This window comes from Arthrobacter sp. fls2-241-R2A-200 (assembly GCF_030209745.1).
Lineage (GTDB): Bacteria > Actinomycetota > Actinomycetes > Actinomycetales > Micrococcaceae > Arthrobacter.
Window position 1 is genome coordinate 97,778 of the sequence record NZ_JARVRJ010000001.1, and the last position, 22,205, is coordinate 119,982.

17 protein-coding genes, 1 tRNA gene and 1 pseudogene are annotated in these 22,205 nt (G+C 63.2%); 9 read left to right on the forward strand and 10 right to left on the reverse strand.

What is annotated here, in order from left to right; translation table 11 throughout:
- Window positions 1-29: 29 nt before the first annotated feature.
- Together QRN42_RS00485 and QRN42_RS00490 are read right to left on the reverse strand one after the other, a co-directional pair.
- Window positions 30-758 (reverse strand): hypothetical protein, encoded by a 729-nt coding sequence (locus QRN42_RS00485; RefSeq protein WP_284977519.1) that lies wholly within the window; start codon window positions 756-758, stop codon window positions 30-32.
- Window positions 755-1,477, reverse strand: a complete 723-nt coding sequence (locus QRN42_RS00490) for a hypothetical protein (protein ID WP_284977520.1) — start codon at window positions 1,475-1,477, stop codon at window positions 755-757. The genes QRN42_RS00485 and QRN42_RS00490 overlap by 4 nt, the downstream gene beginning before the upstream one ends.
- Window positions 1,478-1,664: 187 nt before the next feature.
- Between QRN42_RS00490 and QRN42_RS00495 the strand changes: the two genes are divergently transcribed.
- Together QRN42_RS00495 and QRN42_RS00500 are read left to right on the forward strand one after the other, a co-directional pair.
- On the forward strand, window positions 1,665-3,326 hold the full coding sequence (locus QRN42_RS00495) for an ABC-F family ATP-binding cassette domain-containing protein (protein WP_284977521.1): 1,662 nt from the start codon (window positions 1,665-1,667) through the stop codon (window positions 3,324-3,326).
- Between the two features lie 3 nt (window positions 3,327-3,329).
- Complete coding sequence (locus QRN42_RS00500; protein WP_284977522.1) at window positions 3,330-5,243, forward strand: ABC transporter ATP-binding protein; 1,914 nt, start codon at window positions 3,330-3,332, stop codon at window positions 5,241-5,243.
- 33 nt (window positions 5,244-5,276) lie between these two features.
- Here the strand turns inward: QRN42_RS00500 and QRN42_RS00505 are convergent, their stop codons facing one another.
- From QRN42_RS00505 to QRN42_RS00515, 3 genes are all read right to left on the reverse strand, one after another.
- Complete coding sequence (locus QRN42_RS00505) at window positions 5,277-5,690, reverse strand: NUDIX hydrolase (RefSeq protein WP_284977523.1); 414 nt, start codon at window positions 5,688-5,690, stop codon at window positions 5,277-5,279.
- Between the two features lie 2 nt (window positions 5,691-5,692).
- The gene (locus tag QRN42_RS00510) at window positions 5,693-6,145 is read right to left on the reverse strand and encodes a DUF6314 family protein (RefSeq protein WP_284977524.1); all 453 of its coding nucleotides are present in this window, start codon (window positions 6,143-6,145) and stop codon (window positions 5,693-5,695) included.
- A 1-nt stretch (window position 6,146) separates the two neighbouring features.
- A tRNA-Arg gene (locus QRN42_RS00515) sits at window positions 6,147-6,219 on the reverse strand.
- A 107-nt stretch (window positions 6,220-6,326) separates the two neighbouring features.
- Here QRN42_RS00515 and QRN42_RS00520 point away from each other — a divergent pair.
- Window positions 6,327-7,124: a hypothetical protein gene (locus QRN42_RS00520; RefSeq protein ID WP_284977525.1), complete on the forward strand. Its 798-nt coding sequence runs from the start codon at window positions 6,327-6,329 to the stop codon at window positions 7,122-7,124.
- Here the strand turns inward: QRN42_RS00520 and QRN42_RS00525 are convergent.
- Complete coding sequence (locus QRN42_RS00525; protein WP_284977526.1) at window positions 7,121-7,804, reverse strand: hypothetical protein; 684 nt, start codon at window positions 7,802-7,804, stop codon at window positions 7,121-7,123. The genes QRN42_RS00520 and QRN42_RS00525 overlap by 4 nt on opposite strands.
- A 33-nt stretch (window positions 7,805-7,837) precedes the next feature.
- Here QRN42_RS00525 and QRN42_RS00530 point away from each other — a divergent pair, with 33 nt between their 5' ends.
- The 4 genes from QRN42_RS00530 (at window position 7,838) to sucD (ending at window position 13,633) form a co-directional block, all read left to right on the forward strand.
- The gene (locus QRN42_RS00530; protein WP_284977527.1) at window positions 7,838-8,683 is read left to right on the forward strand and encodes an inositol monophosphatase family protein; all 846 of its coding nucleotides are present in this window, start codon (window positions 7,838-7,840) and stop codon (window positions 8,681-8,683) included.
- A 110-nt stretch (window positions 8,684-8,793) separates the two neighbouring features.
- A complete protein-coding gene (gene pcrA / locus QRN42_RS00535) occupies window positions 8,794-11,316 on the forward strand; it encodes a DNA helicase PcrA (RefSeq protein ID WP_284977528.1) in 2,523 nt (840 codons plus the stop codon).
- Window positions 11,317-11,548: 232 nt separating this feature from the next.
- Window positions 11,549-12,718 (forward strand): ADP-forming succinate--CoA ligase subunit beta, encoded by a 1,170-nt coding sequence (gene sucC / locus QRN42_RS00540; RefSeq protein ID WP_284977529.1) that lies wholly within the window; start codon window positions 11,549-11,551, stop codon window positions 12,716-12,718.
- A gap of 12 nt (window positions 12,719-12,730) precedes the next feature.
- Window positions 12,731-13,633 (forward strand): succinate--CoA ligase subunit alpha, encoded by a 903-nt coding sequence (gene sucD / locus QRN42_RS00545; protein WP_284977530.1) that lies wholly within the window; start codon window positions 12,731-12,733, stop codon window positions 13,631-13,633.
- 228 nt (window positions 13,634-13,861) lie between these two features.
- Here the strand turns inward: sucD and QRN42_RS00550 are convergent, their stop codons facing one another.
- Window positions 13,862-16,804 carry a chitobiase/beta-hexosaminidase C-terminal domain-containing protein gene (locus tag QRN42_RS00550; protein WP_284977531.1) on the reverse strand — a complete coding sequence of 981 codons (2,943 nt, stop codon included), beginning with the start codon at window positions 16,802-16,804 and terminating at the stop codon, window positions 13,862-13,864.
- A 208-nt stretch (window positions 16,805-17,012) separates the two neighbouring features.
- Here QRN42_RS00550 and QRN42_RS00555 point away from each other — a divergent pair, with 208 nt between their 5' ends.
- Window positions 17,013-18,146, forward strand: coding sequence for an LOG family protein (locus QRN42_RS00555; protein WP_284977532.1), 1,134 nt, complete (start codon window positions 17,013-17,015; stop codon window positions 18,144-18,146).
- 4 nt (window positions 18,147-18,150) lie between these two features.
- On the opposite strand, the gene QRN42_RS00560 is transcribed toward QRN42_RS00555, so the two are convergent.
- Entirely contained in the window at window positions 18,151-18,963 is an 813-nt protein-coding gene (locus QRN42_RS00560; protein ID WP_502869471.1) for a matrixin family metalloprotease, read from the reverse strand.
- Window positions 18,964-19,013: 50 nt separating this feature from the next.
- Window positions 19,014-20,150 carry a VIT1/CCC1 transporter family protein gene (locus QRN42_RS00565; protein WP_284977534.1) on the reverse strand — a complete coding sequence of 379 codons (1,137 nt, stop codon included), beginning with the start codon at window positions 20,148-20,150 and terminating at the stop codon, window positions 19,014-19,016.
- Between the two features lie 233 nt (window positions 20,151-20,383).
- Between QRN42_RS00565 and QRN42_RS00570 the strand changes: the two genes are divergently transcribed.
- Window positions 20,384-20,575, forward strand: coding sequence for a hypothetical protein (locus tag QRN42_RS00570; RefSeq protein WP_284974201.1), 192 nt, complete (start codon window positions 20,384-20,386; stop codon window positions 20,573-20,575).
- 36 nt (window positions 20,576-20,611) lie between these two features.
- Here the strand turns inward: QRN42_RS00570 and QRN42_RS00575 are convergent.
- Window positions 20,612-22,144 (reverse strand): annotated as a pseudogene (locus QRN42_RS00575) (sodium:solute symporter family protein).
- Between the last annotated feature and the right edge of the window lie 61 nt (window positions 22,145-22,205).

Here is a 22,205-nt window from a genome sequence, read left to right on the forward strand (position 1 = left end):
CGTTCACACATTCATGATTGTGCCACGATCTAATGCTTTTGTGAAAGCCCTAAGTCGAAATTCTTCGTTTTGCGACGCGCGTAGGCCTTGGAAAGCCATATTCCCGCCAAGCCCAGCGCGGTAGCGAGCACCGCGGAGTAGTTGATGAGGGAGCGCAGCCATAGGTGGACAGCAGGGATCAGCGGGAACAGCTGCGATACCAGCAGGAGGGCCAGGCCCACGAAGAGGAGCGCGGCTGCGCCGCGCAGTAAGGCCGGTGGTCGTCCCGTGACAGTGCGCCAGATCGCCGGCAGCAGGCACGCGGCGACGAATCCAGGATAGAACCGACCTAGCGCCGCGTAGGCCTCCATGGAAGGTCCCCACGTCAGCCCGTTCATGCCCACTGTGGATCCCCGCGTGTCCGTGATGACGAAGAAGAACGTGGTCAGCCCCACCGTGAGGCCGAGGACGGTCAGCCCCCACGGGCCACGGATGGCGCGTTCGGCCGAGGCGGAAGCGAACCCCATGGCGATCTTGACACCCATCAACAGGAACGTTCCGTACAGGAGGAAACGGAGGATGAGGTTGGTGACATTGACGCCGCCGAGCACAGCGTCCAGCGCAAGATAGGGGCCTTCGATGCTGAGGAGGATATCCAGTGTCATCAAGGCGAAGATGTAGAACAGAACGCGATTCTCACCCCGCAGCAAGCTTGGTAGCCGTGCGATGGTTATAGCCAGGCAGACCACGAGCGTGGCCCAGGGCAGGACAGCCGTCATCCGAGGTTCTCCCAAATCCGTTCAGTGCGTTCGTGGTCTTGTTCTTGGCGGCGCAACGTTTTGCCGAGGGCTTGGAGCCGCTCTCCGGCCAGCGTCACCAGCTCGCCCTGCGTCATGGCGTCCAGGGCTTCTTGCCGGGCGTTTGGCGGCCACCCCGCCTCCGCTTCGGTGATCAATCCACCGGCCACCAGCCCGCCAGCGGGTCCGACGCCGGCAGCTCGCGAAGTAGCGATGGCCAGTTCCGGGGGAAGCCTGTTCGCGGTCAAATGTGCCGAAAAATTCTGTGGCGCGATCCCGGTTGCCTGGCTGACCCGGTGCCGCAACTCGCCGTCGTCGATCGCGTCCACCCAGTTCCGCACCGCGGTGGGGTGCGGTGTGGCTGACAGCACCATCGCCGGGATGGAACCTGGTTGGCTGCGTTCAACCACTGCCCGGAGCAGGTCGACTGTTGCTACCTGGCTCACCAGTTCGCAGGCCGTGGGAGGGACGGGGTCACCTCGAAGGACGGCGTAGAGATCGAAGGTGGCCAGTGCCTGCACCGGGTTGATGTCAAAGCCGCGGCTGATGCTCACCAAAGTGGACTCCGCCACCTTGCCGCGGACCAACTGCTGGGCCAGCGTTGTCCGTTTGATCCCGGCAATCCTGCAGACGTCCGCCGTGCTGGCATGTGGCGCAACACCATGGAGCCAGCGTTGGAACGACTTGGACTGTAACGGCATGTGGGTCTTTCCGGGATGAAGTTTGGGCCGGGATGATGTTGGGGCCACGACGATTTTACGACGACGCCACATTGAATTATGCTTGATGCTTGAACCCGTTGGTCCGTACACCCCCCAAGTCCGGACCAACGGGTTTTTCCATGCCTGCGCATATCGCGGCCTGAATCTCGCGTTTTGAGGACTGACAATGACTGCAACCTTGGTGGCCAAGGATCTCGCAGGTGGTCATGGCCACCGTACCCTCTTTTCCAAGCTGTCCCTGACCGTGGCTCCCGGCGACGTTGTGGGGGTCGTTGGCGCGAACGGGGCCGGCAAGTCGACGCTGCTGCGCATCCTCGCGGGCGTGGACCAGCCCCAAGAAGGGGCTGTCAGCTTGGCGCCGTCGGATGCCTTCGTCGGCTGGTTGCCGCAGGAACATGAGCGCGTAGAGGGCGAGACCATCGGCGCCTACATCGCCAGGCGTACCGGCTGCGCCCAAGCCACCGCCGAGATGGAGTCCTCGGCAGAAGCGCTCGGCTCGGGTGCCCCAGGATCCGATGATGCCTATTCTTTGGCGTTCGATCGCTGGATGGCGTCCGGAGCTGCCGACATTGACGATCGGATTCCCGCCGTCCTTGCCGACCTTGGCCTGGAACTCGGCGCGGACGCCCTGATGACCGGACTCTCCGGTGGCCAGGCTGCCCGCGTTGCGTTGGCCGCGCTGCTGCTGAGCCGATTCGACGTCGTGCTTCTTGACGAGCCGACCAACGACCTTGATCTGGACGGCCTTGCCCGGCTTGAGGCCTTTGTCCAAGGTTTGCGGGGCGGGGTGGTCCTGGTATCACACGACCGTGAGTTCCTGGCCCGCTGTGTCACGACTGTAGTGGAACTCGATCTTGCCCAGAACTCCGTTGCTGTGTACGACGGCGGCTATGAGGCTTTCCTCGAGGAGCGGGCCGTGGCTAAACGCCATGCCCGTGAGCGCTTCGAAGAGTTCGCCAACACCAAAGCGGATCTGGTGTCCCGGGCGCGCACACAGCGGGAATGGAGCTCCCAAGGTGTACGCAACGCCATGAAGAAGAGCCCGGATAACGACAAGATCCGGCGCGCGGCCAGTACCGAGTCCTCCGAGAAGCAGGCTCAGAAGGTTCGCCAGATGGAGTCCCGCATTGCCCGGCTTACCGAGGTGGAGGAGCCGCGCAAGGAATGGCAACTGCAGTTCAGCATTGGCCAAGCACCGCGTTCCAGTGCCGTCGTGGCCACCTTGCGTAACGTCGTCGCACGCCAAGGCGACTTCACGCTGGGACCGCTCAACCTCCAGTTGAACGGCGGTGAGCGAATCGGTATAACGGGCCCCAGCGGCGCCGGCAAATCCACGCTGCTGCGCCTGTTGCTGGGTACGCAAGTACCCGACGACGGCGACGCTTCCATGGGTGCCTCGGTGGCCATTGGCGAGATCGACCAGGCCCGCGGGCTGCTCGACGGCGAACGGCAGCTCGGTGACGCGGTGGAAGCTGTGCTGGCAGACTGGAACAGTGCAGACGTTCGCACGCTGCTGGCCAAGTTCGGCCTCAAGGCGGACCACACTTCACGCACGGTGGATTCGTTGTCCCCGGGAGAACGGACGCGTGCCGCGCTTGCGCTGCTGCAGGCCCGGGGCGTGAACCTTTTGGTGCTCGACGAACCGACCAACCACCTGGATCTTCCGGCAATCGAGCAACTCGAGGAGGCGCTGGAGGGCTACGAAGGCGCGCTTTTGCTGGTGACCCATGATCGCCGGCTCCTGGAGAACGTGCGGCTCGACTCACGCTGGCACTTGGAAAACGGCCAGGTCCAGGAACTGCATCACACCTCAAGCCAGGAGAAGTAACCAATGAGCATGGACCGCGTGGCTTGGAGCTCGCTGTACAACATCACCACGGCGAAAAGTGGCTCGCAGCCATTTTCCCGGGCCACCTTGAAGCGGGTGCTGGGTTTCGCTGCCCCGCACAAGGCAAAGCTGATCGCTTTCGTCCTCGCCTCGATCGTGGCAGCCTTCCTGGCTGTTGCCACACCTGTGCTCGCAGGCCAGGTGGTCGGTGCGCTGATCGCCAAGTCCGGAGTGGACAAAGTGGTGTGGCTTGCCATCCTGATCGCCATCGTGGCTGTGGGCGAGGCCGGTGTGGGGCTCCTGACCCGGTGGTTGTCCTCCACGATCGGTGAGGGAGTCATCGTGGACCTCCGTACCCGGGTGTTCGATCACGTGCAGCGGATGCCCATTGCCTTCTTCACACGAACCCGGACCGGCGCGCTGGTCAGCCGGCTGAACAATGACGTCATCGGCGCGCAGTCCGCTTTCGCCGGAACGCTCTCCGGCGTGGTGAGCAACGTGGTGGCCCTGGCTTTGACTTTGGCCGTCATGCTCAATACTTCGTGGCTGGTGACGGTGCTCGCCATGATCCTGCTGCCGATCTTCCTCGTTCCGGCCCGGCGCATGGGTTCCAAGTTGGCGGATCTGCGGCGCGAGGCTGCAGCGCACAACGCGGCCATGGGTACCCAGATGACGGAGCGCTTCTCAGCCCCGGGCGCCACCTTGGTGAAGCTTTTCGGCCGGCCGGACGAGGAATCCCGTGAGTTCGCGGCCCGGGCAGGCCGTGTGCGGGACATCGGCATCCGCATGGCAATGCTCCAGTTCACGTTCGTCACCGCCCTGACCCTGGTCTCAGCGCTTGCTTTGGCTTTGGTGTACGGACTCGGTGGGTGGCTGGCACTCGGCGGGCAGTTGGCGCCCGGTGACGTGGTGGTTCTGGCCTTGCTCTTGACGCGCCTCTACGCTCCGCTGACCGCGCTGTCGAACGCCCGGGTTGAAATCATGAGCGCTTTGGTCAGCTTTGAAAGGGTGTTCGAGATTCTGGACCTGCAGCCGCTTATCACCGAAAAGGCGGATGCCGTGGCTGTTCCGGCCGGGCCGGTTGCCGTGGAATTCGACGACGTCCGTTTCTCCTACCCCTCCGCGGACAAGGTCTCCCTTGCTTCCCTTGAGGATGTCGCCACCTTGGATACCAGGGGCGGCGAGGAAGTCCTCCACGGGATCAGTTTCAGGGTGGAACCGGGACAAACGGTGGCCCTGGTGGGCTCCTCCGGTGCCGGCAAGTCCACCGTGGCCCAGCTGCTCTCGCGGCTGTACGACGTCGACTCCGGAGCCGTGCGTTTGGGCGGGCACGGGCCAGGCGACGGCGTTGACGTGCGCGATCTCCGCTTTGATTCGCTGCGGGACACCTTGGGCATGGTGACCCAGGACGGGCACCTGTTCCACGAAACCATTGCCTCCAACCTCCGGCTCGCACGGCCCGGGGCCACCGAGGAGGAAATGTGGAGTGTCATCCGGCGGGCCCGGTTGGAGCCCATGGTCCGGTCATTGCCTGACGGGTTGGAGACCGTGGTGGGGGAGCGGGGTTACCGGCTTTCCGGTGGCGAACGCCAACGTCTCACTATCGCCCGCCTCCTCATCAAGCAGCCGCGCGTCGTGATTCTTGATGAGGCAACTGCCGCGCTTGACTCCACCAACGAAGCAGCAGTCCAAGCAGCCTTGGGGGAGGCGCTCGAGGGGCGCACCGCCGTCGTGATTGCTCACCGCCTCTCCACCATCCGTGCCGCGGACGTCATTCTGGTGGTTGAGGACGGAACGATTGTGGAGCGCGGTACCCACACTGAACTGCTGGCCGCCGACGGCCGATACACGGAGCTGTACCAAACCCAGTTCGCTGAGGCCACCGCGGCTGTCCAGGAAGCGCTGCCCGAGCTCTAACCCGTCTGCGAGCTGCCGGGCCCCGTCTGCGAGCTACTTGGGCGGGGTCAGCAGCGGGATGATGTGGTCGGTCAGCAAGGGGGCCAGGTCATCGGGCAGGGGAGCGGCGAGGTCCAACCAACGAATCTCCGCGATCTCCGCGGACGGGTGTGCCTCCCACGTTCCAGGCGCAGTGAAAACCGTGGCCTCGATGTTCGTGGCAGCTTCATTGGCGGCGGCCGCGAGCCACACGCCCAACGGTTCAAGATCCGCCGCGGGTACCTCGATGCCGACCTCCTCGGCGAGTTCCCGCGAGGCAGCCTCGGCGGCGGTTTCGCCCTGTTCGGGCTTGCCGCCGGGGTGCATGAACTTGTCCGTGCCGCGCTTTCGCACGGTCAGCAGATGGCCTTCCCTGTTGAAGACGCAGACGGCGCTGACGATGATCAGGTCGGTGTCGGTATGGCGCACATTTACCTCCCGGAGTCGATTCTGCTCAGGTGGGATGTGAGCAACAGATCTTTGGCGGGGCCGCGCACGTCCCAGCTGAAGCTGAACGAGTCAGGCCCGAGGTAGCTGTAGTTGACGCGGTAATCGTCAGGATCGCACCAGTGCTCGTCCTGATGGCCTTGCTCGGAGAAGCTCATCACGTGGAATGGCCTGCCGTCAGGGAAGAAGACGTCCATCGAGGCGGCATCCGGCCCGGGTGTGAGAACGTACTCGCGGAAGGCGGGGCCCGAGTGGGTGGGCCAGTGCATGGTGCCGTCTTCACGGTAGTCAAGGCCGCCGTCGAGGTTCTCGAGATAACGCACGACGCCGGTATAGGTGCCCCGGGTCCCGGTGGAGCGGTCCAGGAGATCCCTTTTCACACTCCAGTTTCCGGCCAAGTAGGACCGCAAATCCTCAGGAGGCTGCTGCTGGTTCAAGTGCCCTCGATTGGAATCGAACCAACGACACCGGCTTTAGGAGAGCCGTGCTCTATCCACTGAGCTACGAGGGCCTGTGTGTCCACGGCTCAAATCCCGCTGCTGGAGCTCCAGGTCCTGGACACGACTACAAGCATACAAGCTGGCAGGCCGGTGCTTGAACACCGCTAGGCTGGCTTCCATGAAAGGTCATGCGGCTGTAACGGCAGGAGCCGGCTCCATCCTTCATTCCGTCCGGCGGATCAGGGCAGACATCGGTGCCTGGGCGCAACTGAGTGTGCTCCAGTACTTCCTTGCCGAGGCTGCAGTCATCGAGGCTTGGGCAGGACCCGAGCCGTACAGCAGGGCCACGGGACTCATCAGCGATCTCGGGGCCAAATATTGTGGCATTTATGACGATCGTGCCGTGTGTTCGCCGTTGCACGAGCTGATGAACGCCTCCTTTGTGGTCCAAGGCCTGGCATTGATTTTCGGCGCCATCTTCCTCACAACCGGCTTGCTGTCGGTGGCAGCCCGCCCCGGCGTGGAACCGCAACGGTTCCGGCTGGTCGAAAGCTCCAACAACGCCTCCGATGCGGCCCGGGCCAGGCTGGTTGCCCCGCCGTGGATCATGGCCGTGGCCATCCGGATTCTCACAGGAGTCGCGGGAGTGGGAACCGTAGTGGTGGGGTTGGTTCCAGAGGACCTGCATTCACCCTGGCACTTCGCCGGGGCGTTGATGTTTTTTGGCGGGGGAGCCGTAACGCTCCTCTTGTTGGGAATCCTGTGGTTCCGTCAGACCCCGGTCAGTTGGTTCCTTTTGGCCTGCGGCCTCGTTTCCCTTGTGGCGCTGGTGACGGGAGGGCTTACGCGGATGGATGTGCCCGAACCCGGCCTGCTGGAACGGCTGATGGGGTATCCCGTGACGATCGGCTTGGCCGTAGCCGGGTTGGTGATCGCCCGTCGCGTTCACAGGGCACGGAAAGAAGCTGCTCGCTAGCGCTGATCCCGCTGTTCCGCCCGGGCCTGTTCCGCCCGAGCCTGCTTTGACCGCTTTCGGCCGAGGTATACCGCTGCCGCGCCACAAAGGATGCTCAGCAGGAAAAGTACCCAGGAAGCAACGGTGACGGCCGAGGCCAAGGCGACCAAACCGGCGTCGGGCGTGGCCGCGCCCACCATCGAATCGATGGCGATGTTGGACCACAAGTGGGCCACCACGAACAGCAGGGGAGCGGCCCACATGGCCCGTCGCAAGGACCTGCGGGACACATTCGTCCCTATCAGCAGAAGCCAACTGAAGCCGAAGATCAGCGGAAACAGTGTTCCAGCGGTCTTGTGGAGGTAGCTGAGCTGCCCCCGGGCGGCATCATCCATGGCCGCATGCAGGTGGGTGATGTAATCGGTCGAGAAACCACCGGTCAGCGAGTCGGGCATGGCCATCCCGCCCGAGAGCTGAGTCATCTGGTTCAGCGTGAGCAAGTGCAGGTACCAAAAAAGGAACAGGCTGGCCACAACGCCGGCGATCACGATCAGCTTTGAGTTGTTCGGCGCCTGCTCCGGCGAGCGCCCGGCAGACGAGCTGGTGCCGGCGGCCGGTTTGATCACGGGAGGCGGGGTGTGATCCACAACCACTGCCTTGGCTCCGTGCTTCTTGATGCGCTGCGCTTGTGTTTTGGCCATGGTAATCATTATCCCGCCACATAAGCTGTAACCATGACCACCGGCAGGCACACCGCAACTGAACTGGACCCCACGCTCGATGACTACCAACTGGCAAGCGCCTTGGTTCGGGAGGCAGGCCAACTCGCCCTCCTCATGCGCATGGGCGGACTGGAAGGTGAACGGAAGACCTCGGTGTCCGACGTCGTCACGGCAGCTGACCACGCCGCCGAGGCGTACGTCATGGAACAGTTGCGGCGCTGCCGCCCCGAGGACGGCATCCTGGGCGAGGAGGGGGCATCTGTTTCCGGAACCAGCGGCCGTACGTGGGTGATCGATCCTGTGGATGGCACGTACAACTTCCTGCACGGATCCACCTACTGGTGCTCCGCAATCGCGCTGAAGCACGACGACGGGACAGATGCCGGGCAGCGGACCGTTGACCCGTCCGTGGTGCTTGGTGCCATTTACCAACCGGAGTTGGATAAGTTGTGGCTAGGCGGCCAGGAACGCGCTGCTACGTTGAATGGCGAGCCCATTTCGGGCCCAAGCGCAGCATCGGTTGCCGGGATCTGCGCCGCCACCTACATCCATCCCACGTGGCTGGCCGATCCCCGCACGGCCATGCCGTGGCATGCTGCCGCCGTTTCCGCGGCGTCGCTGCGCATGTTCGGTTCCGGCTCATGCGACTTGGGCCGCGTGGCCGACGGCGAACTCGGTTGCTGGTTCCAGCACAGCTGCCCGGAATGGGATTGGTTGCCGGGCAAGGCAATCGTCCGTGCCGCAGGTGGGGAGACCGCCGTCGTGCAGGTCAATGGAATGAACTGGTTCGTCGCTGGAGGCCCGACGGCGGTTCGCGAGTTGAGCGCGGCGCTCACCTCCGTCCCGCAGTTTGCCTAGCGAAGGCTCGCCGCGGGTGGCTGGCTTCTGGATGATCCGGGCCAGCGGTGAGTGCTTGGGGTGAGCGCCCGTCCTGAGTGTCAGGGGCACCGCCTAGACTGGTAGGCACCATGGATATGTTGTTTGACCCTTACGCAAACGGACCCTTCAAAGCAGGCACCAAAGCCGCAGTCAAGGCTGCCCCTGAGCTATCCCGCACTGGTGGAGGTGGCTCCATGGCAACGCCTGCGCCCGCTCCAGAGGGTCCGGCAGCAGGCGGTTGGGGCAACCAGGCGTCCTCGGGACTCCCGACGGCGGATGCCCTCCTCCAGGGGTTGAACCCACAGCAGGAAGAGGCCGTCAAGCACGCAGGAAGCCCGTTGCTCATCGTGGCCGGCGCGGGTTCGGGCAAGACCCGAGTGCTGAGTAACCGCATCGCCTACCTCATAGCCACCAAGCGCGCCCACCACGGCGAAATCCTGGCCATCACCTTCACCAACAAGGCAGCGGCGGAAATGCGGGAACGCATCGAGGCTTTGGTAGGCGGCCGGGCCAAGTCCATGTGGATCTCCACCTTCCACTCCTCCTGCGTCCGGATTCTGCGGAGGGAGGCCGCGAGCGTTGGCCTGAACTCGAATTTCTCCATCTATGACTCGGCCGATTCCCTGCGCCTGATCACCCTGGTCTCAAAGAACCTGGATCTTGATCCCAAGAAGTTCGCGCCCAAGGCCATCCAGCACAAAATCTCAGCGCTTAAGAACGAACTGATCGACGCCGATTCGTACGCGTCTTCTGCAAACTACAACGACCCCTTCGACACGGCCGTGGCCGAGGTCTTCAAGGGTTACACCCAGCGGCTGCGGCAAGCCAACGCCATGGACTTCGATGACCTCATCGCAGAGACCGTCTACATGTTCCGGGCTTTCCCTGCGCTCGCAGAGTCTTACAGGCGCCGGTTCCGCCATGTCCTGGTGGACGAGTACCAGGACACCAACCACGCCCAGTACGCGCTGGTCAGGGAAATCGTGGGCACGGGAGCGGACACCGACGTCGAGCCGAGTGAACTCACGGTGGTGGGCGATTCCGATCAATCCATTTATGCGTTCCGTGGCGCCGACATCCGCAACATCGTGGAGTTCGAGGCAGACTATCCCAATGCGCGCACCATCAAGCTCGAACAGAACTACCGGTCAACGCAGAACATCCTCAGCGCTGCCAACTCGGTCATCTCCCGCAATCCCAACCGCCAGGAAAAACGCTTGTGGACCGCGGAAGGCGACGGCGAAAAAATAGTGGGCTACGTGGGGGAGAACGAGCACGACGAAGCCCAGTTCATCGCCAAGGAAATCGACCGCCTGCAGGACGAGGAAGGCCTGCGTCCTGGCGACGTCGCGATCTTCTACCGGACCAACGCCCAGTCGCGGTCCATCGAGGACGTCTTGGTCCGGGTGGGCTTGCCGTACAAGGTTGTTGGCGGCACCCGGTTCTACGAGCGCAAGGAAATTAAGGATGCCCTGGCGTACTTGCGCGTGTTGGTGAACCCGGACGACGACGTCAACCTTCGGCGCGTGTTGAACGAACCCAAACGGGGGATCGGCGACCGCGCTGAAGGAGCCGTGGCAGCCTTGGCTGAGCGGGAACGGACATCATTCATGACGGCCGCCCGCCGCGCAGACCAAGCGCCTGGCATGGCAACCCGCTCCGTTAACGCCGTGCTGGGCTTCGTGAAACTGCTGGACGACCTTGCCGAAGTCGCATCCGGTTCTGGTGCGTCGGCAGCACTTGAAGCCGTCCTTGAGCAGACCGGCTACCTTGCCGGGCTTCGGGCCAGCAACGATCCCCAAGATGAGTCGCGGGTTGAGAACCTCGCCGAACTTGTGGCTGTGGTCAGGGAGTATGAGCGTGACAACCCGGAGGGCTCGCTCGGCGAGTTCTTGGAGCAGGTTTCGCTGGTGGCAGACGCTGACCAGATCCCCGATGCTCCGGGCGGGGACATTGATGCCGCAGTTGCTGAGGCCAAGCGGATGGGAGTGGTCACGCTGATGACCCTCCACACGGCCAAGGGCTTGGAGTTTCCCGTCGTCTTCCTCACGGGCATGGAGCATGGAATTTTCCCCCACCAACGCTCGGCAACAGACCCTAAGGAGCTCGCGGAAGAACGCCGGCTGGCCTACGTGGGCCTCACGCGTGCTCGGAAACGCCTCTACGTGACCCGCTCCGAGGTCCGCAGCATGTGGGGTCAAAGCCAGTACAACCCTGCCAGCCAGTTCCTCGAAGAAATCCCCTCCGAGCTCGTTGAGTGGAAGCGCGAAGGCATGAGCCGCCAAGCGGGTGGTTGGGGCAGTGCGCCCATCGGCTCAAACAGGTACGGTGGCTCGTTCTGGGGCGCCGGAACGTCCCGCGGCGCTGCCGCCAGCCCCACCGCAGGGTTCGACGCAGACGTCCCTGCCGCCGTCGTCCGCAGCAGGGTCCAGCCCCAAAAGGAAGTCATTTCGGTGGTGGTCGGGGACAAGGTGAACCACACGAGCTTCGGCAACGGCGTGGTGCTGGGCATCGAAGGCGCAGGGGACAAGACGGTGGCCAAAGTGAAGTTCGACGTCGGTGAGAAGCGCCTGCTGTTGCGGTACGCGCCGCTGACGAAATTGGACGTATAAGAGCGTGATTCTGCGGTATTTCTACACGTGATAGAAGTGTAAGGTTACTCACTTAACAGGTAGTGTGTAGCTGGCGGGACTCCTCAAAGGGCTAAAGTTCCGAGAGGACCTTACGCAATGTGACTGGCTTTCATCCCGGTTGTTTACCGCGTACTTTCCGCAGCTGGCTAACGCGGTCATCGCGGTTCCCGGCTGAACAGAAAACTACTTCGACGTAGAAGGACACTAAACCGTGGACCTGTTTGAATATCAGGCGCGCGATATGTTCGAGGCGCACGGTGTACCCGTGCTCGCTGGCATCGTGGCGCACACCCCTGAAGAAGCAAAGGCAGCTGCTGAGAAAATCGGCGGCGTAACTGTCGTAAAGGCACAGGTTAAGGTCGGTGGCCGTGGTAAGGCTGGCGGCGTCAAGGTTGCCAAGACTGCCGAAGAGGCGCTTGAGTACGCCACCAACATCCTGGGCATGGACATCAAGGGCCACACCGTCAACAAGGTGATGATCGCCCAAGGCGCGGACATCGCCGAGGAATTCTACTTTTCGGTCCTGTTGGACCGCGCCAACCGCAACTACCTGGCCATGTGCTCGGTTGAGGGCGGTATGGAAATCGAGCAGCTGGCTGTTGAGCGTCCCGAGGCTCTGGCCAAGGTTGCCATCGACCCCGCTGTCGGCATCGACCAGGCCAAGGCCGACGAGATCGTCGCAACAGCAGGCTTCCCCGAGGAATTGCGCGGCAAAGTTGCCGACGTCATCCTGAAGCTCTGGGACGTCTTCAAGAAGGAAGACGCAACGCTGGTTGAGGTCAACCCGCTGGTTCGCACCGGTGCAGGCGACATCGTTGCTCTCGACGGCAAGGTTTCCTTGGACGAGAACGCAGACTTCCGCCACGTGCACCACGCCACGTTGGAAGACAAGGACGCAGCTGATCCGCTCGAGGCCAAGGCCAAGGCGCAGGACCTCAACTACGTCAAGCTCGACGGCGAAGTCGGCATCATCGGCAATGGCGCCGGTCTTGTGATGTCAACCCTCGACGTCGTTGCTTACGCCGGCGAAAACCACGGCAACGTCAAGCCCGCCAACTTCCTTGACATCGGCGGTGGAGCATCCGCTGAGGTCATGGCCAACGGACTGGACGTCATCCTCGGCGATGACCAGGTCAAGAGCGTTTTCGTGAACGTATTCGGTGGCATCACCGCGTGTGACGCCGTCGCAAAGGGCATCGTGGGTGCGCTTGCCGAGCTTGGTTCCTCCGCGAACAAGCCGCTGGTAGTTCGCCTCGACGGCAACAACGTTGAGGAAGGCCGCCGCATCCTGACCGAGGCCAACCACCCGCTGGTTACCCTGGCCGCCACCATGGACGAGGGCGCCGACAAGGCCGCCGAGCTCGCCAACGCAGCTAAGTAAAGGGACCCGAGAATGTCTATCTACCTCAACAAAGACTCCAAGGTCATCGTTCAGGGCATCACCGGCGGCGAAGGCACCAAGCACACCGCCCTGATGCTCAAGGCCGGCACCAACATTGTTGGCGGCGTCAACGCCCGCAAGGCCGGCACCACGGTCATGCACGGCGACAACGAAATCACCGTCTTTGGCACCGTCAAGGAAGCCATGGCTGAGACGGGCGCAGACGTGTCCATCGTCTTCGTCCCGCCTGCATTCACCAAGGACGCCGTCGTAGAAGCAATCGAAGCAGGCATTGGCCTGGTCGTTGTCATCACTGAAGGCGTACCGGTCCAGGATTCCGCCGAGTTCTGGGCGCTGGCCCAGTCCAAGGTGGACGCCGACGGCAAGCAGGTCACCCGTATCATCGGCCCGAACTGCCCCGGCATCATCACCCCGGGTGAGGCCTTGGTTGGCATCACCCCGGCCAACATCACGGGCAAGGGCCCCATCGGCCTCGTGTCCAAGTCCGGTACGTTGACCTACCAGATGATGTACGAACTCCGCGACCTCGGTTTCTCCACCGCGATCGGCATCGGTGGCGACCCCATCATCGGCACCACGCACATCGACGCCTTGGCTGCGTTCGAAGCTGATCCCGAGACCAAGGCCATCGTCATGATCGGTGAAATCGGTGGTGACGCTGAAGAGCGCGCCGCTGACTACATCAAGGCCAACGTCACCAAGCCGGTTGTCGGCTACGTGGCCGGCTTCACCGCTCCCGAGGGCAAGACCATGGGCCACGCAGGCGCCATCGTGTCCGGTTCCGCCGGTACGGCCCAGGCGAAGAAGGAAGCTCTCGAAGCTGCAGGCGTGAAGGTCGGCAAGACGCCGTCCGAAACGGCCACGCTCTTGCGCGAAGTTTTCGCTACGCTCTAGCTCCCAGAACGCCAGAACGCCAGTACGCCAGTACGACGACGGCCCGGCGCCTTCCCACGGAAGGTACCGGGCCGTCGTCGCGCGTTAACCATTCGTTGTGGGGCCCGCTCTGCATGTCATTTCCTCGTCGCAGGGGGCAGAGCGGGCCCCACAACGAGCCGGGCATAGCTGACGCGGACCGAAGAGTCTGGGGGAAAACTCCGGCCCGCGCCAGGTTCATGGGGCCGGTTAGCCGATGATCTTCATCGACTGCCAGCCAGTGCCAAGGCTCGTGGGGGTGCCGAATCCTCCACTTCCTGTGCCCGGATAGAGCCAGAGCGTGTCGCCGATGCGGCCGATGACGTCGTTTTTACCGTCGCCGTTGAGGTCCCGGGGGCCGGCTAGGGCCGTCCGGTCGCTCCAGCTTGTGGTGATCTTGCTCCACGTGGTCCATCCGCTCGCTCCGTTTCCGAGGTACAGCCAGAGGGAACCCGAGCTGGCGCCGCGTGCCAGCACGTCCGCCTTCCCATCGCCATTGAAGTCGCCCGTGCTGAAGATCGTATCCATCACGTCCCAGCCGGTGCCGACTGTCGTTGGCGTCCGGAGCCCGCCGGTGCCGGTGCCTTGATACAGCCGCAGATCACCGTTGGCGCGCATCGCCATCACGTCCGGGATGCCGTCTCCGCTGAAGTCCCCCGGGGAGAACAGCTGCGTCAGGAGGCTCCAGCCGGTACTGACCTGGATCCTGGTACCGAAACCGCCTGCGCCGTCACCCGGGTACAGCCAGAGGACATCGCCGGCCCGTGCCAGCACGTCGGGCTTGCTGTCTCCATTGAAGTCTCCCGGAGTGATCACATCAGTCACGGTGGACCAATTCGAGGCAGGTACCGCTAGCTGCCGCGTCAGCAAGCCGCCGGTGCCGTCACCCGGATAGAGGTACAGATTTCCTGAAGCGTCCGTCGCCAGGACATCGGCTTTGCCGTCCCCGTTGAAATCGTGGGCCGACGGCGGCCCGGCTACCGGAACGCTGTACGTCTGCGTTCCGACCGCGGACGTGTTGCCTGCGGTGTCCACGCCAATGTACTTCAGGACCATGGCCGAGTTGCCCATGGTGATGGGTCCTGTGTACTTGAAGTCCGTGGCAGAGGTGGTGGCCGTGGGGGTGCTGCCATCTTGCGTGTAGTAGATGGTGGCGGGCTCATTTGCCGTCAGGGTGATCGTTGCACCGCTGGCCAGGGCCCGACTGGTGGGATTGGCCGTCACCACAGGAGCGGTTGTATCCGGCGGCACCGTATACGTCTGGGTGACGACGTCGGACACGTTGCCCGCTGTATCACGGGCGAAATACTTCAAGGTCATGGGGTCAGGACCGTTGAAGGTTATCGGCGAGCTGTACACCACTCCCGCCGTCAGCGGATCGCTGCCGTCGGTGGTGTAACGGATCTCCGCCGGCTCGTTCGCGGTCAACGTGATCTTGGTGCCGGGCGTGTATGCCCCGCTCAAGGGATTTGCCGTGACCACGGGTTTGGTGGTGTCTGGGCCGGTGGAGTACGTCTGCGTTGCTACTGCGGACGAGTTGTTTGAGGAATCCACGGCAAAGTACTTCAGGGTCATCGCACCATTGAGGGTGATGGGAGTGGTGTACTTGCTGCTGGCCGTCGTGGGAGTTGATCCGTCGGTGGTGTAGTAGATCGTCGCGGTCTCGTTGGTGCTCAAGGCAACCTGTTGACCTGGATTGTATGTTCCTCCGGCTGGAGTGGCGGTCACTACGGGAGCAGTGGTGTCTGCTCCGAGGTAGGTCTCGAACTCTGCCAGTCCGACGTCGGTTGTGGTGGAACTGACGGAGGTGATGTTGAACCGGACGGAGCTAACGGTCCGTGCCGGGAACGTGATGGTGAGCCCTGATCCGTTGTTGGGCAAAGCCGGTACCTGCACGGTGCTGCCATCCGAGAACTGCAGGCTTCCGCCGGTAACTTGGTTGCTGAGGTCAGGGCGATCGAACAAGGTGACTGAGCCGATGGTACGGGTCGGAGCGTAGTTGTACTGGATCCAAGCCCCCGCTTTTTCTCCCGCCGTCACCCATTCCCGGGTAGCGTCCATGGGAGCTCCCCAGTCGTACCCGTCGCGCGCCTTTTCGGGACTTTGGTCCGGTCCCTTTTGGGAGGAGGCGGTGACAGTAGCTCCTGTGGACTTGTCCGCGTTGCCCGTCCATTCAATGGCTGTGATGTACTGCCGCTTGAGCCATTGGTCATACGGCGAATCCGGGCAACCTTCGCCGGGCGAATCACAAATGTACATGTCATAGCCGGCAAACTTCACGAACGTATCCACCTTGGCGGTGAGCTCCGCGCCCGTGACGTTTTGTGGGTACTCGTCAATAACGTAGGCGTCGTAGGCCGTCGCCGTATGTGGTCCGGTGAAGCTCCGCGAGGCAAGTTGGGCGAACTTGGCAGTGGCCCAGTGGTCGCTGTGGTCATACGGCTGCTTGTACGTTCCGGTCCAATCCTGAGTGCGGAATGTGGTGGGCTGGAAGTCGGCGACCAGGCGGTTCAGCGTGTTCTGGAACTGTGTTTTGGTGAACGTCGCGGAGTTGTCCACCGGTCGGATGGCTGAGAGCCTGCCGTCCCAGAGCTTCAAAATGCTTTGGTCGTTGTACGCGGCGCTACCGTCTCCGTTGGGGAAACCATCGGGCAACCGCATGAAGATCACAGAGATATTGGGAGCAGCGTTGAGGGTCTCCTTGGTCAGCGCGCGGTTCGGCAGACCGGCGTCGCCTATTGTCCAAGAGTCGGCGACGCCGGCCATCTTGGCGTAGCTGGCCCGGATTCCTGCTTCGAGGCTGTGCCAGTAGGTGGGCCCCTCGCCTGCCTCACCAGCGGTGGTGTACACGGTTTCGAGGCAACGCTTGGCCTGGATATCGCGCATGAAGTCCGGGCTGAGGAAGATCAGGTCGTCGTCGGTATGCGCCACAATTTGCATTGCGCCGCCGGCGCCCGAACATGACGGGCTGGCAGCAACAACTGGTGGCGCGAAGCCGAAAACCAGGGTGGTCAGGCCGAGCGAAAGGCCTGAGAGGAATCCCAAAGCGCGCCTGGGTATGGAGGCGCGCTGGGGCCCGGAGGAGGTACGGCGAGTGAGGGAGGAAGAGTGGGTGCCGCCAAGGGGACGGCGAGGGGAATTTGAACGGACCACAATCATGCTCCTTGAGCAGATGTTGGGCCCCCCAGCCGGCAAGCTTACGGCGTCCCTTTCGACGCCGATTCAATGGCATTGGCTACTTCAACCGCGTTCCCCGGAAGTACTAAGGATACGGTGCGTGTCACGTTACTCCCTCCGCGTGGATCTGAAAAGTGCCCGGCTAGGCCAATATTCACGGTGGTCGGTCCCTTAGGCTAAACCCATGAATCGAACCGGAGCTTTGAGTCCGAGCCCCCGGACACTCGACGTCGAAAGCGTGGCCCGCTTCGACGAATTGGTGAAGGCAGGTGCCCGCTCCCTCCACGGCTGGCACGCACAATCCCTGGATCTTCGCGGCCGTTCCCGTGAGCTCAAAGCCCTCGACCCCCGCGGGGCTGTTTTCTTGGGGTGCACCTTTGACAATGGTGTGGAGGAGAGCTTGAGAAGCCGCGGTGCGCTCATCTTTCCCCAGCTCGGCGGCGTCCCTTTCAACCCTTACCGCGCCAGCCTCTACAGTGCGCAGGAACTCTACGAGGACATAGCTACCGAGGAATACGAGTCCACACTGGACGCCCGGGTATATCAGTGGAGCATCCTTCCGGGCCGTCGCGGAAGCCTTGACTCAACGCTTGCCGCCGCCCTCCATGACCACGCGATCGGCGATGCCTTGGATGAGTTGCTGGAACACGGAGTTCTCGCTGGAAAGAAGCTGGTGGGTGTCATGGGCGGGCACGCTGCCCAGCGTGGCACCAGCGAGTTCGCCGACGCCGCCCGACTAGGCCGCCTGCTGGCCCAATCCGGCTTCACTGTCGCTACAGGAGGCGGTCCGGGCGCGATGGAAGCCGCCAACTTAGGTGCCTACCTTAGCGGAATGCCCGACGCCGATTCCGCGGCTGCCCTTCAGGCGCTCGGCGCCGTGCTAGGGTTCCGGCCCTCGGTGACGGCTTGGGCGCGTCAGGCGGCCGCCGTCGTCGAGCGTTATCCCCAGGGCACGGCGACGCTGGGGATTCCGACATGGTTCTACGGCCACGAGCCGCCTAATCTCTTCGCCACCCACATCGCCAAGTACTTTGCCAATTCAGTCCGGGAAGCCATCCTCCTGGAACTCTGCAACGGAGGTGTCGTCTACCTTCCCGGTGCGGCCGGCACAGTCCAGGAAATCTTCCAAGATGCCTGCGAAAACTACTACGGCACACCGGAAACGGTGACCCCCATGGTGCTGGTTGGCCGCGATTATTGGGTCAGGGATTTCCCGGCGTGGCCCATGGTGCAGAGTCTCGCGGAGGGCCGTCCCATGGCGGACCGGATCTTCCTGGTGGATACCATCGAGGATGCGCTGGCGGTCCTGACGCGGTAGCCGCTCAGATGTCCTTCCGGCAGGGCGCCGATGAGAGGCGGTAGAGGCCGTTGAGGTCCCCGGCGGCGAGGCCATCCGGGGCGCCGATTTCCGGGTACATGAGCTGGACCGGATCATCCACATGGTCCAGCCCCATCACGTGCCCCAGTTCGTGTTGCATGACGGCCAATACGTAGTCCTTGCCGCCCTGTTCGGCAAGCAGTTCGGTGATCTGAGGAGTGTCCAACTCCAGGCTGCCGGTGATGTAGCTTTTAGGCCCTTTGTTGAGCGAATACATGGTGCTCCCGCCGGTCCCGATGACGTTCCCGGCCAAGGCCGGAGCCACGTCCGGAGTTGTCCAGGAGATAAGTAGGGGAGCCCAGCGGTCGCCGTATTTGGCCCGCTGATACGGTTCGCGGTGGGGCACTGGAAGCTCGTCCGTGCTGCCATCATTGACGAAACTGATGCCGGTGGCGGTCGAAATTTTCTCGATGGCAGTGCTCAGGAGTGCGTCGCTCCCTGGCGGGGCGGTGGCGCTGTTCACCACATAGTGCAGCGGCCGGCAGGGCGAGTACCCCACGGGAGTGCCGTCGTCGTTAGTGGCCAGGAACTTATATGAATCACTGGCGACAGCTGGCGCGGGAGGCGAGCCCAGCGGCGCGTCTGCCTCTTCACGGCCTGGCGGAGGCGCGTTCTCTGCCCGCGGAGGCGACGGTTGGACGATTCCCGGTTGCGGGGAAGCCAGGGCGCTGAACGGCGGGAGCAGTTCTTTGAATCGTGCGTTGCCGTGAAGGAACAGGCCGATGACGACGGCGAGAACCGCCGACGCTACCACCAGGAGACTTCGCGTGGCCGCCCTAACGCCTCGGTGCTTCGGCCGATTCAAACTCAGACGATCAAGGCGCCGAATAGCAGCCCCAGCCCGTAAGTGGCAGCCGCCGCACCGAAGCCGATAGCCAGCTGCCGGAGGCCGCGGCTCAGCGGCGATGTTCCGGAGAGCAATCCGACGACGGCGCCCGTGCCCAAGAGTGCGATGCCCACCAAAACACCGGCTACTGCCAACGCGCCCAAGCCGGTCATGCCAAACAGGAAGGGGATGATGGGCACGATAGCGCCGGAGGCGAAGAAGCAGAAACTGGACATGGCGGCGCCCCACGCAGAGCCCACGGTCTCGTGATCGTCGGTGGGCGGCTTTTCCGGCTGCAAGGACAGGCTGGGGTCGCAGTCGCAGGTGAACAAGCCCATGCGCTCGGCTACGCGGTGCTCGGCTGCTTCCCGTGTCATTCCGCGGGCCAGGTAGACCAGGACGAGTTCGTTGTGCTCGATGTCCAGGGAAGGGGCCGCTGTCAGCGTTGCCTGGGTTGGCAAGGTGGCGTTGAGAAGTTCGCGCTGCGACCGCACGGACACATACTCCCCGGCGCCCATGGAGAGTGCACCGGCAAGGAGCCCGGCCACCCCACTCATGAGGACCACTGAGCTGGACACGCCTGTTGCGGCCATGCCCATGACCAGGGAGAGGTTGCTTACCAGGCCGTCGTTGGCGCCAAAAACGGCCGCGCGGAAGGTTCCGGAGAGCCGGTTCCGTCCTCGTGTGGCCAAGCCGCGAACAACTTCCTCATGGATTTGTTCATCGGCCACCATGGCGGGGGTTGCAGCCGGTTCGGTTCCGTAGGGGGAGCGGCCTTCTGCGCGCTGCGCCAAGGCAAGGACGAACACCGAGCCGAAGTGGCGGGCCAGGAATCCGAGGAGCCGGCTGTGGTTGGACGCGGCCTTGGGCATCCCGGCGTGCTCGCCCAGGAGTTTGAGCCAGTGTGCCTCGTGGCGGCCCTCAGCCTCGGCGAGGGCCAGCAGAATCTGGCGTTCTTCGCCCTCTCGCCGCTGTGCCAGTTGCCTGTACACGGCAGCTTCTGCTCGTTCATCGGCCAGGTATTGCCGCCAACGCCGCAGATCGGCTGCGGTGGGAGGCTTGGGGGCGGCGTCCGGAGCGGGGCTCGACGAACCGGGGGATTCTTGGTGCGCTTGCACGGTGTGTCTCCTGTGCTGGGTGGGGTAGAAATCGGCCCCTTTGCACGCACCACTGTACCTCTTATCGGCGTCGAATTTTGGCCGGTATTCCTTAATCGGAATGTTCGGCGCACCTCAATTTCGCACCCTCCTTGACCGCCGATTGCGACGGTGCTCAGATGGAAGGACACCGGCGGGAACTCCCCGCGTTTCGGATGAGGGCTCTCGCCAGCCCACGGGATGGAGGTCGCATCATGAACTCTATTGATCCAACTGCGAACTACCCTGAGCGGACACGCATCGAGTCGGACCCGGCCTACGACTACAGCGAAGACCAAGAGGTGGACCAGCCTTGGGTGGAAGACGTTGACGCCCCCGAGGACGATGAACGAGTGGTCCCGATTGATGAAACCGAGGAATTCCGGGGCGAAGAGGACGACATCTAGCGGATTGCCCGCAGACGCCGTCCCCTCCGGCCCAGGTTACTTGGTGGCGACCGGGTGCAGCGCCGGGGGCAATTCCTCTGAAACCGCCCCTGCAACGCGGGCATCCCATGCAGCCCGGACCGCGGGATCCGTGGGCGGCGTGAGCAGTGAGATGACCACATAGGCGATGAAAGAGGCAGCGAGGCCGTAGTAGATCGGTTCGTTGGCGTAAACGCCGTCCTCGCTTGGGATCGCTCCGGTGGCGAACAGGATCAGCAGGCCCAAGGTGAGGATCGAGCCAATGGCCATCGACCACGCTGCGGCTATGCCTGTTCCGCGTTTCCAGACCAAGCCGCCGAGGATTGCCACCAGAAGTCCACCCACCAGGATGTCGTAGGCAATGGTCAGGGCTACCACAACGTCCTGTGCCGCCATCGAGATCAGTACGGCAACAACACCCAAGCCCAGAACCCAATAACGGTTGGCCTTGACATCGTGCTCGGGATTTTCGGTGTCGTCGGTGGAGATCGTCTTACCGAACCAGCTGGCAACGAACGGCACGACGTCGGCGCGAGCCACCGTTGCGGCAGCGATCAGGGCACCCGATGCGGTGGACATCATTGCCGCGACAGCAGCTGCCATGACAAGGCCGCCGATTCCGATGGGCAGGATGTGGGTGGCCACCTCTGCGTACACGACGTCTTTACCGAGGGTGGCGACGTCGATATTGGGCAGAGCCACCCGGGCAGCCAAGCCGATCAGGGCACCTGCCACACCATAGAGGATGCAGTAGACGCCGGCGGTGGCGCCTCCCCAGCGTGCCACCGTGGGGGTTTTGGCGGTGAAGACGCGCTGCCAGATGTCCTGCCCGATCAGCAGGCCGAGGGTATAGACCACGAAGTACGTGATGATCGTCTGGACACCGATGCCGTCGATCTGGAAGAAGCTGGCGTTGACCCGTGCGCGGATCCCGTCGAAGCCGCCCGCGGCGTTCAGGACGAAGGGGAGCATCAGGAAGAAGATGCCCACCGTTTTGATGATGAACTGGACCTGATCGGCCAAAGTGATGGACCACATGCCGCCGATGGTCGAATATACGAGGACGATGGCACCGCCGATGGCGATGGCCAGCCAGCGCTCCCAGCCGAACAGGACAACGAAGATGGTGGCGTAGGCCCCGGTGGAGGTTGCTCAGAGCATCAAGGTGTACGCGAGCATGACGATGCCGGAGGTCTGCGTTGCCTTGCTTCCGTAGCGAAGGCTCAGCATCTGGGACACCGTGTAAATCTTCAACCGTTGGATGGTTCCGGCGAACAGCAAGCTCAGGAGCAGCACGCCGGCGCCGATGGCCACCACCAGCCACATGCCGGAGATGCCAAACTTGTATCCGAGGCCTACGCCGCCAACAGTGGATGCCCCGCCGAGGACAACGGCTGCCATGGTGCCCGTATACAGGAAGGGTCCCAGGCGGCGGCCTGCCACGAGGAAGTCGCTGTTGTTCTTGGTGCGGGACTTGCCCCACCAACCGAACGCGAGCATGGCCAGCAGGTACACCACCACTATTGCGATGTTTAGAGCCGAAGATTCCATGGATGGTCCTTGAAGCTAATGCACGGTGGGGAACGACGCCGCTCCTGCAAAAATCCTGCGA

Bases quoted from the DNA above. Each gene is read 5' to 3' on its own strand.
- QRN42_RS00490 (WP_284977520.1), bottom strand. From the start codon at position 1,477: ATGCCGTTACAGTCCAAGTCGTTCCAACGCTGGCTCCATGGTGTTGCG.
- QRN42_RS00555 (WP_284977532.1), top strand. From the start codon at position 17,013: ATGAATCGAACCGGAGCTTTGAGTCCGAGCCCCCGGACACTCGACGTC.
- pcrA (WP_284977528.1), top strand. From the start codon at position 8,794: ATGGATATGTTGTTTGACCCTTACGCAAACGGACCCTTCAAAGCAGGC.
- QRN42_RS00495 (WP_284977521.1), top strand. From the start codon at position 1,665: ATGACTGCAACCTTGGTGGCCAAGGATCTCGCAGGTGGTCATGGCCAC.
- QRN42_RS00500 (WP_284977522.1), top strand. From the start codon at position 3,330: ATGAGCATGGACCGCGTGGCTTGGAGCTCGCTGTACAACATCACCACG.
- sucD (WP_284977530.1), top strand. From the start codon at position 12,731: ATGTCTATCTACCTCAACAAAGACTCCAAGGTCATCGTTCAGGGCATC.
- QRN42_RS00530 (WP_284977527.1), top strand. From the start codon at position 7,838: ATGACCACCGGCAGGCACACCGCAACTGAACTGGACCCCACGCTCGAT.
- QRN42_RS00485 (WP_284977519.1), bottom strand. From the start codon at position 758: ATGACGGCTGTCCTGCCCTGGGCCACGCTCGTGGTCTGCCTGGCTATA.
- QRN42_RS00525 (WP_284977526.1), bottom strand. From the start codon at position 7,804: ATGGCCAAAACACAAGCGCAGCGCATCAAGAAGCACGGAGCCAAGGCA.
- QRN42_RS00520 (WP_284977525.1), top strand. From the start codon at position 6,327: ATGAAAGGTCATGCGGCTGTAACGGCAGGAGCCGGCTCCATCCTTCAT.
- QRN42_RS00570 (WP_284974201.1), top strand. From the start codon at position 20,384: ATGAACTCTATTGATCCAACTGCGAACTACCCTGAGCGGACACGCATC.